The organism is Bathymodiolus platifrons methanotrophic gill symbiont (assembly GCF_002189065.1).
Lineage (GTDB): Bacteria > Pseudomonadota > Gammaproteobacteria > Methylococcales > Methylomonadaceae > Methyloprofundus.
Genome location: NZ_BDMN01000026.1, coordinates 1 through 17,354, shown reverse-complemented (window position 1 = coordinate 17,354; position 17,354 = coordinate 1). Strand labels below are relative to the sequence as shown.

Here is a 17,354-nt window from a genome sequence, read left to right as displayed (position 1 = left end):
AATCACCAGCCCATCTTCTAGGCACTGCCTATGAGTTTTTCGTCAAAATTATTTAATTTCGACAGTCGCACCAGCAGCTTCTAAAGTAGCTTTTACTTCTTCAGCTTCTGCTTTGCTCACACCTTCTTTTAATGTTACAGGACAGCTTTCAACAGCGCCTTTCGCTTCTTTCAAGCCTAGTCCAGTAATACCACGAACGGCTTTAATTGCTGAAACTTTATTTGCACCGAATGACTCCATAACTACATCAAATTCAGTTTGCTCTTCTGCTGCACCTGCATCACCACCAGCTGCTGCTGGAGCTGCTGCAACTGCTGCTGCAGATACGCCAAATTTTTCTTCCATTGCTGAAATTAAATCAACGATTTCCATAACAGTCATGTTCGATACTGCTTCCAGGATATCTTCTTGTGAGATTGCCATTGTTTGTTCCTCTAAAATAATTGGTTTTTAAACTGTTTTTAAAAGTTTACTCTGCTACTGCTACTGCTTCAGCTTCGCTTTCTGTACTTGCTTCACCATCATCACGCTGCTCTTTTAAAGCAAGTAAAGTACGTGCCAACTTCTCTACAGGAGCTAACATCAATGCCATAACCAGGCTAATACCTTGATCGCGTGTTGGTAGACTAGCTAAACGAGCTAGCTCTGAACCGTCATACGCTTCGCCGTCTATCGAAACAATTTTTGCAATTAACTTATCGTTTGTTTTTGCAAAATCATTGATTAAACGACCAGCCGAACCAGGATCTTCCATTGAAAATGCAAGAATTAATGGACCAACCATTTTATCCTGCATACACTCAAAAGGAGTTCCTGCAACTGCACGTTTTGCTAATGTGTTTTTCACAACACGCAAATAAACGCCCGTATCTCTAGCAACTTTACGTAACTCAGTTAATTCCGTGACTGTAAGTCCACGGTATTCAGCTGCAACAGCAGAATGCGCTTTAGCGGCGTAGGGAGCTAACTCCTCTACGACAGCTTTTTTGCCATCTAATGCTAAGGCCACAATTTTCTCCGTTTTTACTGATCTTCATCAGCTATACACACCACACCTCTTACGAGATGCACCCAACGGGTCTTTCACCAGTTTCCCAGCATCAATTCCCATCTACGTAGGTTGATATTTTAAGCTTTAAGCACCTACGGTCTTTGATGGTTACCAATTGAACTGGCAACCAAAAATTCATACAACTTCGTGCAGCGACAACCACACGAAGCTAAGTTCTTGTCTAAACAGAAATACTAGATTGATCTAAAGTAATACCTGGACCCATCGTAGTCGTTAAGCTGATTTTCTTTAAATAAATACCTTTAGCCGCACTAGGTTTAGCTTTTACTATATCTGCAACTAATGCTTCCAGGTTTTCTTTAATATCTTCCGCACTAAAGTCAATCTTGCCAATTGAACTATGAACAATACCAGCTTTATCAGTACGGTAACGCGCCTGACCTGCTTTTGCATTTCTCACTGCAGTTGCAACATCAGGTGTCACTGTGCCAACTTTAGGGTTAGGCATTAATCCTCTTGGCCCTAGCACTTGACCTAATTGACCGACAACGCGCATCGCATCAGGTGATGCAATCACAACATCAAAGTCCATCTTGCCTTTTTTCACATCGGCAGCAAGATCATCCATACCCACGATATCAGCACCGGCTTCTTTCGCAGCATCTGCATTGGGTCCCTGAGTAAAAACAGCAACTCTAACTGTTTTACCAGAACCTTTAGGTAATAAAGTTGCCCCTCTGACATTTTGATCTGATTTTCTAGCATCAATGCCTAAATTGATACTGACATCTACAGATTCTGAAAATTTACTAGTAGCAAGTTCTTTTAATACTGCTACCGCGTCTGTAAAAGAATACTGACGCTCAGCATCCACTTTCTCGCTAGCGAGTTTTGCTCTTTTAGATAACTTAGCCATTATTAACCTTCCACATCTAGGCCCATGCTACGCGCACTGCCTGCAATAATTTTCACTGCTGAATCCATATTGGTTGCATTCAGATCTTCCATTTTAGTCGTCGCAATTTCTTCTAGCTGTGCACGTGTTACCGTACCCACTTTAATGGCATTAGGATTACTACTACCTGAAGCAATGCCTGCCGCTTTTTTCAATAAAATTGAAGCAGGCGGCGTTTTAGTAATAAAAGTAAAACTTCTATCACTATAAACAGAAATAACAACTGGAATTGGCAAACCCTTTTCCACATCGGAAGTTTTTGCATTAAAAGCTTTACAAAACTCCATAATATTAACACCATGCTGACCCAATGCTGGACCTACTGGTGGACTAGGATTTGCTTCACCTGCTTTAACTTGCAGTTTGATATATGCTGTGACTTCTTTAGCCATTTTATACTCCTGGTTGGGTTCTAACGCTTTTCAGCTCCCCATAGATAAAAAATCCCCATCAATTGATGAGGACCGCTATAATTCCGCGCTTACTAAACTGTCTAACTTTTTTCTACTTCATTAAATCCTAGTTCTACTGAAGTTGATCTTCCAAAAATTAATACAGAGATACGTAATTTGTTTTTTTCGTAATTAATTGCTTCAATTTCACCATTAAAATCTTTAAATGGCCCATCATTGACACGCACGACTTCGCCCACTTCAAATAATACTTTCGGCCTAGGCTTATTAACACCCTCTTCAACCCGGTTTAGAATGCGCTCTGCTTCTTGTTCAGAAATTGGTGCCGGACGCTCTGAGGTCCCGCCTATAAAACCTAACACTCTTGGCTCGTCTCTTACCAAGTGCCATGTTTCATCGGTCAATTCCATTTGTACCAACACATAACCCGGAAAGAATTTTCGCTCGCTTTTTCTTTGCTGACCCATTCTCATTTCAACAACTTCTTCTGTTGGCACAAGAATTTTTCCGAAGTATTCGCCTAAACCCAGTCTTTCAATCTTTTCTTCTAGCGACTGTTTTACTTTCTTTTCATAATTTGAATACGCATGAACAACATACCAACGAATTGCCATCCCTGAATTCCTCTAAGTTGTTAGTGACGCTATTGCCCAGAACAAAAACATATCCAGAAGCCATAGAAGAAAACCAACAATGACAACCATGGCAAACACCATTAGCGTTGTTTGCATTGTTTCTGAACGTGATGGCCAGACAACCTTTCTTACTTCTTGCCTAGCTTCTTGAGCAAACAACCATGAGTGACGACCTACTGCTGTTGTCAGCATAATTGCCAAAGAAACAACCACAATAGCAACTATACCCAACACTCTATATAGTTGTGAGTAGTCTGAGAATTGATAAAAAGCAACCACACCTGCGCTTATTAGCACAAGAGACAAAATATATTTAAGCACATCTACATTAGATGAAACTTCCTTTGTCTGAGTATTCATTTGACGGATTTTATTTGAGAACTTCTTGAATTTAATTAATGTTTAATGCGAGTTGGCAGGCCAGGAGGGACTCGAACCCACAACCTGCGGTTTTGGAGACCGCTGCTCTACCAATTGAGCCACTGACCTACACGCATAAACCTTCTAACAACGAGCAATTGTACTTTACTTAAAACAATTACTCAATGATTTTTGCAACAACACCAGCACCAACCGTACGACCACCCTCACGAATAGCAAAACGCAGACCGTCTTCCATCGCAATTGGAGCAATCAAAGTCACTTCAACTGATACGTTATCACCAGGCATCACCATTTCAACACCTTCTGGCAAGTCAACAGCACCTGTTACATCTGTTGTTCTAAAATAGAACTGCGGACGATAACCATTAAAGAATGGCGTATGACGACCACCTTCATCTTTTGCCAATACGTAAATTTCTGATGTAAATCTTGTGTGCGGAGTGATTGAACCAACATGTGCTAACACCTGTCCACGCTCAACCTCTTCACGCTTAGTACCTCTTAACAGGATACCTACGTTATCGCCTGCTTCACCTTGATCAAGCAGCTTACGAAACATCTCAACACCAGTACAAGTTGTTTTTGTGGTCTCTTTAATGCCGACGATTTCGATTTCTTCGCCAACGTTAATAACACCACGCTCAATACGCCCTGTCACCACTGTTCCACGCCCTGAAATTGAAAACACATCTTCAATTGGCATCAGGAAAGCACCTTCTGTTGCTCTCTCTGGCTCAGGGATATAGGCATCTAGCGCATCAACTAACTTTAAGATAGATGGCACACCTAGATCACTATCATCACCTTCCAGCCCTTTTAGCGCCGAACCAACAATAATAGGAGTATCATCACCAGGAAAATCGTATTGATCTAGAATCTCACGAATTTCCATTTCTACTAACTCAAGCATTTCGCTGTATTCTTCAGTACCAACACCACCACAATCTTCAGCAAGTAGGTCAGCTTTATTCAGAAATACTACGATATAAGGCACGCCTACTTGTCTTGACAATAGGATATGCTCTCTTGTTTGTGGCATAGGGCCATCAGTCGCACCACAGACTAAAATAGCACCATCCATTTGCGCCGCGCCAGTAATCATGTTTTTCACATAATCCGCGTGACCCGGGCAATCTACGTGCGCGTAATGACGAGTTTCTGACTCATACTCAACATGCGATGTTGCAATAGTAATACCACGTTCACGCTCTTCCGGCGCATTATCAATTTGATCAAATGCTTTAACTTCGCCACCTAACTTTTCAGCCATTACCTTAGTTAATGCAGCCGTTAGAGTTGTTTTACCGTGATCAACGTGGCCAATTGTACCTACGTTTACGTGTGGTTTATTACGTTCAAATTTTTCTTTAGCCATTTTTTTCAAAGACCTTAAATTAATATTGTTTGCAACAATCAGTGTAATTGGAGCCCATAACTGGACTTGAACCGGTAACCTCTTCCTTACCAAGGAAGTGCTCTACCGCTGAGCTATATGGGCTTAAATCTATTTGGAGCGGGTGATGGGAATCGAACCCACGTGATCAGCTTGGAAGGCTGGAGTTCTACCATTAAACTACACCCGCAGAACTCTTAATATCTAAATGGTGGAGGGGGGAGGATTCGAACCTCCGAAGGCTGAGCCGTCAGATTTACAGTCTGATCCCTTTGGCCGCTCGGGAACCCCTCCGTTTAGAAAAACTATTATGATTGGAATCAATTATTTTGTCAATTATTTTGTCAATTATTTTATGAAATTATTTTATACGAGAATGCAGCTCCTGCATTGCCAACTCATAATCCCCACCTTGCAATAAGGATAGATAATTAAAAAAATTGTAAAATAATTCTTTTACATGCTGCACGTCAGTTTTAGAGAAATCTGATAAAACATAGTCCGCTACCTGCATCCCAGGTTTAGGCCTACCTATTCCCACACGCAAACGCTTAAAATCTTTAACGCCTAAACTGGCAATAATATCCCGAAGTCCGTTATGCCCGCCATGTCCACCGCCAGATTTCAACTTCAAAGTACCCACCTCAAAATCCAGCTCATCATGCACAACAAGCACTTCTTCCGGATTAATTTTGTAATACTTCATAAATGATGAAACCGACTGCCCACTTCGATTCATAAAGGTAGCAGGCTTTAATAAATACAACTTACCTACGCTTAAATTTACTTCCGCCAAATCACCAAAGAAGCGCACCTCTTTAGAAAATGTAACAGCCTTTTCTCTTGCCAGCTCGTCTAATAACAAAAACCCGGCATTATGCCGGGTTTTTTGGTATCTCTGACCGGGATTTCCCAGCCCTACGAGTAGCTTGATCACTATTCTGAATCAGTTGCTTCCTCATCGCCACCTTCTTCAGCAGCAGCATCCTCTTCATCTTCTGCCGGACCTCTAGTCTTCATGATTTGAGCAACTGTTAAGTTGTGCTCGTCACCATGCGTCAACGCAAGAACCTCAATACCCTCAGGAATCACGATATCTGACAAATGCACAGAACCACCTATATCAACACTTTCTAAATCCACCTCTATATATTCAGGCAAATTAGCTGGTAGACACGCAACCTCTAACTCAACCATTGAGTGAGTAACTACGCCGCCCGCCTTAACACCAATCGAAATCTCTTCATTGATAAAATGCAAAGGCACATGCACTTTAATCTTTTCATTCATATTAATACGCAAGAAATCCATATGAATCACAGTATCTTTTGCCGGATGCCTTTGCATATCTTTTAAGATTGCATTTTGCACCTTACCATCAACACTCAATTTCAAAACATGAGAATATACTGCTTCATTAGCCAGTTTTTTCGTGACCTCATTATGACTTAACCCAATCAACTCAGGACCAACCGAACCACCGTAGACTACAGCCGGTATATTACCATTACGACGAATACCTTTAGCACTACCAGTACCTGCATTCGCTCTACTTACCGCATCAAATTCAAAAACGCTAGACATCTAAATCTCCACACCCTACAAACAATAACTTAAAATCATCAATCAACATATAGCGAGCTAACTGACTCACCCACAGCAATCCTTCTAATTGTCTCAGCCAGCATATCCGCAACACTTAACTGCCGTATCTTTCCTAAATCCGCCGCTTCATCACTTAGCGGAATAGTATCTGTCACTATCAACTCATCCAATACTGAGTTACGCAAATTCTCAATTGCACGCCCAGATAATACTGGATGCGTACAATAAGCAACCACCTTAACAGCACCTTGCTTTTTCAATGCAACTGCCGCACTACATAGCGTGCCAGCTGTATCAACTAAATCATCTATCATAACGCAAGTCTTGCCACTCACATCACCTATGATATGCATCACCTCAGCCACATTAGCCATCGGTCGACGCTTATCAATAATTGCTAAATCCGCATCATCCAGTCGTTTAGCGAGCGCTCTCGCCCTGACTACACCACCCACATCCGGAGAAACAACGATTAAATTCTTATAATCTTGCCGCCATACATCACCCAATAATAATGGTGAAGCATAGACATTATCCACAGGGATATCAAAAAACCCCTGTATCTGATCAGCATGCAAGTCAACTGTCAACGCCCTGTCCGCACCTGCAACACCCACCATTTTAGCTACCAGCTTGGCACTAATTGCCACTCGAGCTGAGCGAGATCGCCTATCCTGCCGGGCATAACCAAAATATGGCATAACCGCCGTGATTCTTGATGCTGACGCTCTTTTTAAAGCATCTATCATCACCAGCAATTCCATCAAATTCTCATTTGTGGGCTGGCATGTGGGCTGGATAACAAAAACATCTTTATCCCTTACATTTTCTTCAATTTCTACCGTTACTTCGCCATCACTAAAACGCCCTACCGAAGCCATCCCAAGACGCATACTCAATCGATGTACGATACCTTTAGACAGATCAAGATTAGCATTTCCGGAAAAAACCATCATTGAAGTATCACTACTCATAAATAGAGAACCTATAGTACCGAGTTGATTTCATGGAAGATAAAATGGCTGGGCTGCCAGGATTCGAACCTGGGTATGCGGAGATCAAAACCCCGTGCCTTACCGCTTGGCGACAGCCCAATTTTAGAAACTAAAGACTTCACTCATCTGCTTATGCAGAGGTGAAACAGCCAATCCTTGTGCAATATAAGCTTCCCTTCCTGAAGCCAACTCCTCATACACATCCTGTGCAGATACTTTTTCACCAAACTGAACAAAAACGCATGCTCCCGTCCCTGTCAATCTAGCTTGTCCATATTGACTAAGCTCTTCCAAAGCCTGCTTCACTTCAATGTGAGACTCTTTAACCACAGCGGTACAATCATTTTGATTTTGCCCTGAGTTAAAGTCGGCTATTTTGATTGATTTACTATCGCGTGTCAATTCTTTTGCTGAAAATATTCTTCCCGTATCAACATGACACTGAGGCTTAACCACTACAAACCAGGCAGCTGGTAAGTCAATAGCAGTTAATTTTTCACCCACTCCTTCTGCCCAAGTACTTGTTCCTTTTATAAAAACCGGCACATCAGCACCTAACTCTACGCCTAGCTCCATCAGACGCTGCTCAGTTACACCTAACTGCCACAACTGGTTTAAAACCACTAAAACTGTTGCTGCATCAGAACTCCCCCCCCCTAATCCACCACCCATGGGCAGATTTTTTTCTATTTCTATGCAGACTCCGCCCTGATAACCAGATTCCCGTTTCAATAGATTGGCAGCTCGCACCGTTAAATCGTCCGATTCCTTTACTCCTGGTATCGCTTCTTTTAATCGAACCCGGCCATCCTCAGTTTTATTAAAAGTTAAGCCATCCGTTATATCAATTATTTGAAACACCGTCTGCAACAGATGATAGCCATCCTCTCTTTGACCCACTATTCTTAACATTAAATTTAATTTAGCCGGCGCCGGCCATCTTAAGCCCCAGCCTAATTCCGAATCTTTTTGCTCAGTCATTGCATGTCCCACTGATCGACTATCAGTTTTAATTTTATTTGTTCTTTAGTTATCTTAATTCGACGCGGCATAATTCCAACAGGAGTCTGCATATATTCATCATACCTTATACGCCAGCCTAACTGCTGAAAGCCATTTTCAAACTGACGCACTGGCACATCCTGCAAATACGCCCCTAAAACCCACTGCCGTAAAGCTGTTATCGGTACGACGAAACCTATTTGCCGAGCAATAAATGCATCTACATCCTGAGAAACCTGCTTCTCACCCTGTGCATTTTGTAAAACTACCTCATGCTCATCCAACTCAATCATCATTGCCCCTAGCCCCAGAGCACCTGACAACCTTAACACATCTCTTTCGTTATTATGCTGCCATTGAACATTTGCAGTCAGGACTTCATCACTTTTAATTAGTAGCCGCCCTTGCATCTTCCATTGCTGAATATCCAGTCTCTGCTGCTGACTCAGCACTCGCCCCTGCTGTGCATCATAAGTCTTTACCGAGCTACATCCTGCTACAGCCAGCAAAAACATCAGGCTCAATATACCCAGGCGCATCAATCACTACCAAATAGTCGCACCTTAAGCTCCAATAACAGCGGATCATCAGGCGTTTTTTCTATCGCCTCGGCAAACACTGCTTGCGCCTGCCTGGTTTGCTGCAAAGCCCATAAAACTTCAATTAAGTGCGCTGCTATTTCAGCCTGCGGCTGCAAATCATAAGCACGCTGCAAATACTGCCGCGACTCTTCAAGCCGGTTCAGCTTAAACAACAGCCAACCATAACTATCCATAATAATAGGTTCATTAGGCTTAATAGCTATCGCTTTATCAAGGTATTCCTCAGCCTCCGCATAACGGTTTGTTTTATCAACCAGAGTATAACCTAGAGCATTCAAAGCATTAGCATCATTAGGGTCTTTTTCCAGAATATATTTTAAATCATCCTCCAGCACCTGTAGCTTATCAAGCTTTTCAGCCTCCAATGCTCGCGCATAAAGTATTTTTTTATTATCTGGGGCGTTTAATAATTCACTTGTCAGCACATCAAAACTTTGCTGATATAAATGCTGTTGACTGTACAGCTCAGATTCGACCAATACCAGATCACTCGCTTTATCTGGAAAATCTGCTTTTAAACTCTTTAGCCTTAATAAGGCTAACTCATACTGCTTCTGCTCTATAAGGATAAAAACAGAACTCATGCTCGCCTCATATCGGTATGGACCCGCACTAATAACATCAAACCATATTAAAGCTTCATCAAATCGCTTTGCCTTTGCATCTATACGCCCTAAATAAAATGACGCTCTATCTCTAAACTCTTTATCAATAACCAAGGCCTGTAAAATATTACGCGCCGAGTCTTCTTGCCCTGTTTGCAAATAAACCAAAGCTAACTTGAAATTTAACCCCTTATTCTCTGGATGTTTTTCAATCAAGCCTTGCAAGACATCTTCTGCTTCAGAAAACCGCCCTTGCTGCATTAATAATTGCGCTATTTGCTCTTTAATTTGCACACTTTCTTCATGCTCGTCCACCTGCTGTAAAACACCAATTGCTGCTGTTAATTTACCCCGAGAAATATAGAGCTGCGCTTGTAACATCAACGCTTTCACCCATTGCGGATCAAGCTCCAATGCCTTAGAAACATTTGCTTCCGCCAGTCTTAATTTCTGCGCCTGGGCATCCATCAAAGCCAGAACAAAATACAGTTTCGGATTATCTGGGTACTGAGCACTTAAATCTGAAAACACCTGATAGGCCAAAGCCACACTCTGCGGATTTTGTAAATTTTTGACCATGGCAATCGCTTTAGCATCAAAATCAACCGCATCTTTAAGCGATATAAATTCAATATTATCAAAAGCCCCTTGTCGGTCACCCGATTTTAGCGCAGCAACAGCCACCAGATATCGCGCATCCAGACTATCCGGCTCTTCCTCTAACCATAAATCAAGCGCCTGTTTTAATTTAGCATCATCCTGCACATATAATGCAATCTTGGCTGCGCGCTTAATCACCTCAACATCTTTCACTCGTTCAGACGCACGCAAATAACCATCTAGCGCCAACTCATACTGGCCACGCTGCCCGGCAATTTCAGCTGTCATCAATAAAAACAAGACATCAGGTGATATTTCAGTTTTTCCTGCCTGCGGAAGAGCTTTTTGTTCACTCACAAGCTCAGGGTTTTGCTCTTCAGCAACAGGATTAATTGAACTTTCTGAGCCTTTCGTTGCACACGCTGTTAGCATAATAAAACCTAACAGCATCATTACCTTTAAAACCATCTATGAAATTCCCTTAAAATATAACCTTAACCCATTACCAGCCTGTTAAGGCCAGGTTTAAATCACCATAGGCACCAGAGCATGCGCACATACCCACGCATTTATCTATACAGTTATGACATATAACCGTTCACCCAGTGTACTGTTAAGTCCCACCCCCTCAAAGCACAAGAAGGACCCCACCAAAGAATTTGAAAAACTCAATTATACGCATTAAATATAAATTATAGAAACACACCCCTTATTTCTGCCCTGCGCAACAGTTGCCAACTTAAGGGGAGTTCAGCCTAGACAGAAGTAGCAACGTCATTAATCCTAGAAAAATAAGTTACTTACAGATTCTAGAGCTAGCTCTTGATTCCACAGCACTTCAAATTGTGTCCACTTAACCTATGGTGAAGCTAAGATTTTTTTAAAGCACTGTAAAAGCAATGCCTTGCACTATAAATCTACATTCAACTGATATTTCTAGGTTAAAGCGAAAGACTGGCAGACAGGCGCATAACAACAAAACTTAAAAAATGCATATAAGACTAAAGTTTCGACTATTATAGCTGGCCACTACTGAGTTAACATCACAAAAAACACAATCATTTTCTATTCAATTTTGCTAAACCGGCAAAACTCCTTAAAATAGCCACTAACTATTGATTTAAAATCTCTCCGCTAACCACTAAGAATTAATCGGCATTAATGACTCTCCTAGCTCTAGGCATCAACTATATAACAGCACCCGTTGCAATCCGTGAACGCCTAGCTTTCCCGGCTGAAATATTACGCGATGCAGTGACCGAGCTATGGCAACAACAACACATATCTGAGGCAGCTATTCTATCCACATGCAATCGCACTGAAATATACTGCACTGCTCAGAATAACAATATAGAGCCTATCATCGACTGGATTTCTCGCAATAGGAAGCTTAAACATTCTGAGTTTCAACCCTATTTATATGCACATACTGATAATGCATTAATCCGCCATATTTTTCGTGTTGCATGCGGCATGGAATCCATGGTTCTAGGTGAGCCTCAGATTCTAGGGCAAATGAAAACTGCCTACCAGACAGCGAGCCAGGCAGGCACATTGGGCAAAGACCTTGGCAAGCTTTTCCAGCACACTTTTTCTACTGCAAAAAAAGTCCGCACCGATACAGCCATTGGCTCTAGTTCAGTCTCCGTCGCCTTCGCTGCAGTACAGCTTAGTAAACAGATTTTTGATAATCTCAGCGAACAAACTGCTTTACTGATTGGCGCAGGCGAGACGATAGAACTAACAGCGCGCCACTTACACCAAAATGGCATCGGTCGAATTATTATTGCCAATCGCACCTACGACAAGGCGCACACACTTGCCAGCCAGTTCAATGGTTACGCCATTGCACTCTCCGAGCTACCCTTGCATATTGCAGAAGCAGACATTATCGTTTCATCCACAGCAAGCCAGTTACCAATTTTAGGCAAAGGTCTGGTTGAAAGCGCCATAAAAAAACGCAAGCACAAGCCTATTTTCATGGTTGATTTAGCCGTACCGCGCGATATTGAGCCAGAAGTAGAAAAGCTTAACGACGTCTACCTGTATACCGTTGATGACCTACAAAATATCATCAAAGACAACCTGAATTCTCGTCGCCAGGCCGCCGAACAGGCGGAGGAAATCATCGATACCAACGTCGAACATTTTCAGGCATGGATGAAAGCCCAGACAGTGCAATCAACTATCGTTGATTATCGCCAGCAAGCTTCTCAATTACAGCAAGACAGCCTTAATAAAGCACTTGCCGCACTACGCAACGGCGGCGCTCCCGATGAGATTATGCGCCAACTTGCACATACACTAACTAACAAGCTAACCCACACGCCCTGCATCCAGCTGAGAAAAGCAAGTGAAAATGAACGTCATGATCTTATTGCAGCTGCACGTGAAATTTTCAAACTATAAAAACACGCAATGAAAGACTCAATAAAGACGAAATTAGAAAATCTGAGTGAACGATTTGACGAAATTGCTGCTTTACTGTCACAACCTGAAGTACAAAGCGACCAAAATCAATTTCGCGCCCTAAGCCAGGAATATGCCCAGATCACTCCTTTGGTTGACTGTTATAAGAAATATATAGACTCCGAGGAAACTATCAGTAGTGCCCAGGAAATGCTCCTTGAAGAGGATGCTGAAATCCGTGATATGGCCAAAGAAGAAATAGCCGAAGCAGAACAGCAACAAGAACAACTGGAACAAGAATTACAAATCCTGCTATTACCTCAGGACCCTAACGATAATCGCAACATTTACCTGGAAATTCGTGCAGGGACTGGTGGCGACGAAGCTGCTATTTTCTCAGGCGATTTAGCCCGCATGTATATGCGCTACGCTGAAAATAAGGGCTGGAAGATAGAAACAACCAGTGAAACACGCGGCGAACATGGCGGTTATAGAGAAGTCATATTGCGCATTGCCGGCCAAGATGTCTATTCACAACTCAAATTTGAAGCGGGTGCACACCGCGTACAGCGTGTACCAGAAACTGAGTCTCAGGGTCGCGTACACACCTCTGCCTGCACCGTTGCCATTATGCCCGAGGCGCAGGAAATTGATAATATCGACATTAACCCTAGTGACTTACGTGTAGATACCTTTCGCGCCTCAGGCTCAGGTGGCCAGCATGTCAATAAAACTGATTCAGCAATTCGCCTTACTCACCTTCCTACAGGTACTGTAGTGGAATGTCAGGACCAGCGCTCACAACACAAAAACAAAGCTCAGGCTATGGCCGTCTTGCAGTCTCGACTATTATCGGCTGAACAGGATAAACAGCACGCTGAAAATTCAGAAAACAGAAAACTACAAGTCGGTAGTGGTGATCGTTCAGAGCGCATTCGCACCTACAACTATCCGCAAGGGAGAATGACAGATCACCGTATCAACCTAACCTTGTATAAACTAGATGAAATAATGCAGGGCAACCTGGATCATGTTATTCAGCCTCTTATTAGTGAGCATCAAGCTGAATTACTGACCCAGTTAGGTGAGGAAGGTTAAGCATGATGAGTCATGTTTAAAGGCATATAACCACGAAAAACACCTAAAAAGTAACTGTATTTATGTGGAGAATAATTTATTGGCTTTAGTCACAGGTTTAAACCAGTAAAGTAATTTGCCCAGCACAAATTGAATAATACTCTTAATTAGTTGAATTCAGGCACGCTGAAATGAGATATTCAAAAAATATTTTTCGTGCTTTTCGTGTATTTCGTGGTAAATATTTTTTGACTCTAGCCAAGGCAGCGCGGCCAAAATTATAAGATGAATGATATACAATCTGTGCTAACAAGCTCGGCTAGTACCCTGATGGGCACTTCAGATTCAGCAGACCTGGATGTAGAAGTATTACTTTGTCATGTCCTGAAGAAAAACCGCAGCTATCTGCGTACCTGGCCTGAAAGAGAACTCAACAAAACCCAGCTAGACCAGTTTAATCGATTACTTGAGCAGCGCCAACAAGGCCAGCCTATTGCTTATATTACAGGCAACCGGGAATTCTGGTCACGGGATTTTTATGTAGACTCCAACGTCTTAATTCCCCGCCCAGATACCGAAACATTAATTGAGCTCTGCCTGGAACTGATCCAGCATAAACCTAATGCCAGACTAGTTGATTTAGGCACTGGCTCAGGTATTATTGCCATTACCCTGGCAGCAGAATTCCCTCAACTAGATGTAACCGCCGTAGACAATAGCGCAACCGCACTTAAAATTGCCCAGAAAAATGCCCAGCTGAACCAGACCACTGACATTCATTTTTTGCAAAGTAACTGGTTTGATCAACTCGCAGATGAATCCTTTGATTTTATAGTCAGCAACCCCCCCTATATAGCACCAGATGACCCACATTTAGACCAGGGAGACGTTTACTTTGAACCCGAATCAGCATTAATTGCCGAGCAGCAGGGACTGGCAGATATTATGCATATCAGCAAACATAGCCAGCACTATCTTAACAAGGGCGGCTACCTGATATTAGAACATGGCTATAATCAAAAACAGAGCGTACACGACATATTACAACAGCATCAATACCAGAATATTCACTGCCTACATGACTTATCCGGCCAACCGCGCATAAGCTATGCACAATGCTCAGCACCTACAGACAAACCAAAATGACAGATAAAATCAAAGAAATAGCAATTCCGAGGAAAATCGTCCAGAGCCTGCTCCATCACGCCCAGCAAACACCCGAACAGGAAGTCTGTGGACTCATCAGCAGCCTGAATAATACACCCTACCACTGCTACCCTATTGAAAACACAGCGACCCAGCCTGAAAGATTTTTTAACCTAGACCCGCAACAACAAATACAAGCTATGGCAAGTATGCGTGAGAAAGATGAACAGCTTTTTGCCATCTACCATTCTCACCCTAGCGCTCCCGCCGTACCATCCAGTACTGACATAGAACAAGCGAACTATCCAGACACACTTTACATCATCATCTCTCTTAATACCAAAGGTGTTCTGGAGTTACGTGCATACCAGATAGCGGATACGCAATTTTTAGAAGTACCACTGCGTTTAACCTAAAAACATCAGCTAGGCACAGGGTCAGATAAGACAGGACATTGGTAGATTTTATAACACATTAAAAAAACCGTTGGGGATGTGGTTGGTGCTTTTAAATCTTTATCTACGAATGAATATATTCAGCAGGTAAAATCTAATAATTTGTCGTGTCAGAGGGTATTTATCAACGTGCCGTAAACAAGGTCTAAGTGCAACTCAGGCAATGACCCTGGTCTTTGAGGGAAAGTTACCTGAATTTGCTTTATAATTTCATTGGACTACTCAGCTCCGCTGAGTAGTTACGTCTTTTCATTCGTTTCAAATGCTATTGCCTAAGGGGAATTAAGTAGGGGTTTGCTATAAACATCATCAGTGTTCCCCTATCTGATTCACCCTCGGAACTAATTTAGCAACAAGCGCATTGATAAAGCTACTCAGCGACTTTCCTGTCATTATTGCGTTTTGAACAGCCCGAATAGTATATGAGCTTATACGTGCGATTCTTTCATTAAAAAATAATGGATTCACAAATCCTCCCCTTTTTTTAGCTGCTTGCTGCCTTTTCTCAAGATCTTCGGTGTACTTTTTATCAGAAGGGTGAATCAACTCTGGATCTTGTATTTTAGAAAGCTCTTCGACCGTGCGTAATAAGTTGTAGCTCATTGCTGTCAGCCGCATCTGGTTCTTGAGTGAGTTATTATCAGAAGACCATGCTTTTGTTTCTTTCAAATTACTTTTACTGTTATTGAATGCTTTCTCAATCGTCCAGCGCTTGAAGTACAGCATGGCAATCGTTCCAGGGTTGATTGAGCCAGGTAAGGTCGTTATAAAGCGGTGAAGTTTTTTTGTTTCGGGATCGCGATAATTGACAATGCTAAACCTGATACCGTTGTTTTCATAAGTGCTGTAACTTTCAATCCCCGTGTTAAGTTCATGGCTGGTATCGAAATGAATTGATTCAACAAAAGTGGCGACTGAATTCTCCTTTAAAACTGAAATCATCAAATTCCCATGCTCTATTTGGTTATTCCAGAAAGCATAATCAGTGACCGCTTTATCATAGACGTAGAGGCACTTTTGGGTGCTGTTTTTTGTTCTGTTTTCTCTCTTGAGTTCGTCGCGCAGCACGGGGATTTCCTGATGCCGCCGGGTTCCATTTGTAATAAGCGAAAAAGGTCTGAGCAAACCATTTCTGAGATTTAAAGTGTAGATAAACCCTGCTGCGTAGACTTTTCCATTCCTTCCTTTTTCTGTATGACAGGCATGATCAATAAAGTGCCCATCAGCCGCCAATACGGTATAGTCATTCAGTTCAGGAAATGACTTTAGATAATCAATACCGTGCGATGACAGAGTTTCACTGTAAATGTCATAGCTTTGTTGTTCAACAGCTTCGAGCATTCTCACTCGTCTAGGTGACTTGAGTGATTTAAAATAGGTTGAAAGAGGGCATTGCTCCTCATGAACCTCTTCTGCTGCCTGTAAAAAATGGCGACCACTATCCACCAAACTGATGCAACGTAACATCCCAAGACGAATAAAGCCAATATCGTTTAGTCCTGGGCATGCTCGCTTCCACAAAGGGTAACGTTCTGCTGATACGGCATTGTCCATGCTCTTATTGCAGTGATCAAAAATAAAGGCATTCAGTGTCTGGGATTCGTACATGAGAGTTTCCGATTATAAGGTTTATAAAACGGAAAATTATAAAAAAATGTTTTTCGTAATTGCAAGCTTTATTTTAGGTTTTTTGTTGTTTTTCCATGTGCTTATCCTGCGAAGAATTTTTAGGATTGATTAAAAATCTGGGAGTAGGACAAGATAATCGCATACCGCCTCTAAAATAAGGCATACTCTCTAAGTTTCTTAGCTATTGTTGCTTTCAATGGAAACACTGATGATGTTTATAGCAAACCCCTACTTAATTCCCCTTAGGCAATAGCATTTGAAACGAATGAAAAGACGTAACTACTCAGCGGAGCTGAGTAGTCCAATGAAATTATAAAGCAAATTCAGGTAACTTTCCCTCAAAGACCAGGGTCATTGCCTGAGTTGCACTTAGACCTTGTTTACGGCACGTTGATAAATACCCTCTGACACGACAAAAAATCTCTGCACTCTTGGTG

The 17,354-nt window shown here is 42.1% G+C and carries 18 protein-coding genes and 5 tRNA genes; 4 read left to right on the top strand and 19 right to left on the bottom strand.

Going from position 1 to position 17,354, the window contains the following annotated elements; all coding sequences use genetic code 11:
• Window positions 1-48: 48 nt before the first annotated feature.
• From rplL to CDZ78_RS01760, 18 genes are all read right to left on the bottom strand, one after another.
• Window positions 49-423 (bottom strand): 50S ribosomal protein L7/L12, encoded by a 375-nt coding sequence (gene rplL, locus CDZ78_RS01845; protein WP_087868429.1) that lies wholly within the window; start codon window positions 421-423, stop codon window positions 49-51.
• 46 nt (window positions 424-469) lie between these two features.
• Window positions 470-1,009: a 50S ribosomal protein L10 gene (rplJ, locus tag CDZ78_RS01840; protein WP_087868428.1), complete on the bottom strand. Its 540-nt coding sequence runs from the start codon at window positions 1,007-1,009 to the stop codon at window positions 470-472.
• Between the two features lie 223 nt (window positions 1,010-1,232).
• A complete protein-coding gene (rplA, locus tag CDZ78_RS01835; protein ID WP_087868427.1) occupies window positions 1,233-1,928 on the bottom strand; it encodes a 50S ribosomal protein L1 in 696 nt (231 codons plus the stop codon).
• 2 nt (window positions 1,929-1,930) lie between these two features.
• Window positions 1,931-2,359, bottom strand: coding sequence for a 50S ribosomal protein L11 (gene rplK, locus CDZ78_RS01830; protein ID WP_087868426.1), 429 nt, complete (start codon window positions 2,357-2,359; stop codon window positions 1,931-1,933).
• 101 nt (window positions 2,360-2,460) lie between these two features.
• On the bottom strand, window positions 2,461-2,994 hold the full coding sequence (gene nusG / locus CDZ78_RS01825; protein ID WP_087868425.1) for a transcription termination/antitermination protein NusG: 534 nt from the start codon (window positions 2,992-2,994) through the stop codon (window positions 2,461-2,463).
• A gap of 12 nt (window positions 2,995-3,006) precedes the next feature.
• Entirely contained in the window at window positions 3,007-3,375 is a 369-nt protein-coding gene (gene secE, locus CDZ78_RS01820) for a preprotein translocase subunit SecE (RefSeq protein ID WP_087868424.1), read from the bottom strand.
• Between the two features lie 53 nt (window positions 3,376-3,428).
• Window positions 3,429-3,504, bottom strand: a tRNA-Trp gene (locus CDZ78_RS01815).
• A 49-nt stretch (window positions 3,505-3,553) separates the two neighbouring features.
• On the bottom strand, window positions 3,554-4,774 hold the full coding sequence (gene tuf / locus CDZ78_RS01810; RefSeq protein WP_087868423.1) for an elongation factor Tu: 1,221 nt from the start codon (window positions 4,772-4,774) through the stop codon (window positions 3,554-3,556).
• Window positions 4,775-4,822: 48 nt separating this feature from the next.
• Window positions 4,823-4,897 (bottom strand) — tRNA-Thr (locus tag CDZ78_RS01805).
• A gap of 11 nt (window positions 4,898-4,908) precedes the next feature.
• A tRNA-Gly gene (locus CDZ78_RS01800) sits at window positions 4,909-4,982 on the bottom strand.
• Window positions 4,983-5,001: 19 nt separating this feature from the next.
• A tRNA-Tyr gene (locus CDZ78_RS01795) sits at window positions 5,002-5,086 on the bottom strand.
• Between the two features lie 67 nt (window positions 5,087-5,153).
• Window positions 5,154-5,729, bottom strand: coding sequence for an aminoacyl-tRNA hydrolase (gene pth / locus CDZ78_RS01790; protein WP_087868422.1), 576 nt, complete (start codon window positions 5,727-5,729; stop codon window positions 5,154-5,156).
• A complete protein-coding gene (locus CDZ78_RS01785; RefSeq protein ID WP_087868421.1) occupies window positions 5,729-6,376 on the bottom strand; it encodes a 50S ribosomal protein L25/general stress protein Ctc in 648 nt (215 codons plus the stop codon). The genes pth and CDZ78_RS01785 overlap by 1 nt, the downstream gene beginning before the upstream one ends.
• Before the next feature lie 38 nt (window positions 6,377-6,414).
• On the bottom strand, window positions 6,415-7,371 hold the full coding sequence (locus CDZ78_RS01780; RefSeq protein WP_087868420.1) for a ribose-phosphate diphosphokinase: 957 nt from the start codon (window positions 7,369-7,371) through the stop codon (window positions 6,415-6,417).
• A 45-nt stretch (window positions 7,372-7,416) separates the two neighbouring features.
• Window positions 7,417-7,491: transfer RNA gene (locus CDZ78_RS01775), tRNA-Gln, on the bottom strand.
• 3 nt (window positions 7,492-7,494) lie between these two features.
• Window positions 7,495-8,373, bottom strand: coding sequence for a 4-(cytidine 5'-diphospho)-2-C-methyl-D-erythritol kinase (gene ispE, locus CDZ78_RS01770; RefSeq protein WP_087868419.1), 879 nt, complete (start codon window positions 8,371-8,373; stop codon window positions 7,495-7,497).
• Window positions 8,370-8,933 (bottom strand): lipoprotein insertase outer membrane protein LolB, encoded by a 564-nt coding sequence (lolB, locus tag CDZ78_RS01765; RefSeq protein WP_087868418.1) that lies wholly within the window; start codon window positions 8,931-8,933, stop codon window positions 8,370-8,372. The genes ispE and lolB overlap by 4 nt, the downstream gene beginning before the upstream one ends.
• Window positions 8,933-10,669: a tetratricopeptide repeat protein gene (locus tag CDZ78_RS01760; protein ID WP_087868417.1), complete on the bottom strand. Its 1,737-nt coding sequence runs from the start codon at window positions 10,667-10,669 to the stop codon at window positions 8,933-8,935. Before CDZ78_RS01760 ends, lolB begins: the two co-directional genes overlap by 1 nt.
• Before the next feature lie 693 nt (window positions 10,670-11,362).
• On the opposite strand from CDZ78_RS01760, the gene hemA reads away from it, so the two are divergent.
• From hemA to CDZ78_RS01740, 4 genes are all read left to right on the top strand, one after another.
• A complete protein-coding gene (hemA, locus tag CDZ78_RS01755; protein WP_087868416.1) occupies window positions 11,363-12,610 on the top strand; it encodes a glutamyl-tRNA reductase in 1,248 nt (415 codons plus the stop codon).
• Between the two features lie 9 nt (window positions 12,611-12,619).
• A complete protein-coding gene (prfA, locus tag CDZ78_RS01750) occupies window positions 12,620-13,708 on the top strand; it encodes a peptide chain release factor 1 (protein ID WP_087868415.1) in 1,089 nt (362 codons plus the stop codon).
• Window positions 13,709-13,972: 264 nt separating this feature from the next.
• On the top strand, window positions 13,973-14,833 hold the full coding sequence (gene prmC, locus CDZ78_RS01745; protein WP_087868414.1) for a peptide chain release factor N(5)-glutamine methyltransferase: 861 nt from the start codon (window positions 13,973-13,975) through the stop codon (window positions 14,831-14,833).
• Window positions 14,830-15,249 (top strand): M67 family metallopeptidase, encoded by a 420-nt coding sequence (locus CDZ78_RS01740; protein ID WP_174664546.1) that lies wholly within the window; start codon window positions 14,830-14,832, stop codon window positions 15,247-15,249. Before prmC ends, CDZ78_RS01740 begins: the two co-directional genes overlap by 4 nt.
• Before the next feature lie 348 nt (window positions 15,250-15,597).
• Here the strand turns inward: CDZ78_RS01740 and CDZ78_RS01735 are convergent, their stop codons facing one another.
• Window positions 15,598-16,896 carry a transposase gene (locus CDZ78_RS01735; protein ID WP_087868413.1) on the bottom strand — a complete coding sequence of 433 codons (1,299 nt, stop codon included), beginning with the start codon at window positions 16,894-16,896 and terminating at the stop codon, window positions 15,598-15,600.
• Window positions 16,897-17,354: the final 458 nt, after the last annotated feature.